Annotated in this window: 1 rRNA gene; it reads left to right on the forward strand. The window is 52.2% G+C overall.

From position 1 onward, the window contains the following. Positions 1-201 precede the first annotated feature (201 nt). Positions 202-312 (forward strand): 5S ribosomal RNA (gene rrf, locus M3202_RS22140); the annotation flags it as partial.

Below are 312 nucleotides of genomic sequence, written 5' to 3' on the forward strand. Positions count from 1 at the left end.
ATCTAGTTTTGAAAGAATCAAGCCCAAGTCCCCTGTTTTTGGGGACTGGGCGAAGCAATGTGCGGAGTCGCTACAAGTTTTTCAAAGTCTAGAGAGGAGTGGGGTTCTCCACTCTAGACGAGTAGCGCACGGAGCCATTGCGATCTTCCCCGATATAGATTGATCAAAGAGAGCCTAATGAGGTTATCTGCCGATCAAAAGTCCGGTGGCGATAGCGAAGAGGTCACACCCGTTCCCATGCCGAACACGGTCGTTAAGCTCTTCAGCGCCGATGGTAGTTGGGGGCTTCCCCCTGTGAGAGTAGGACGTTGC

This window comes from Halalkalibacter oceani (genome assembly GCF_023715605.1).
GTDB classification, from domain to species: domain Bacteria; phylum Bacillota; class Bacilli; order Bacillales; family Bacillaceae_D; genus Halalkalibacter; species Halalkalibacter oceani.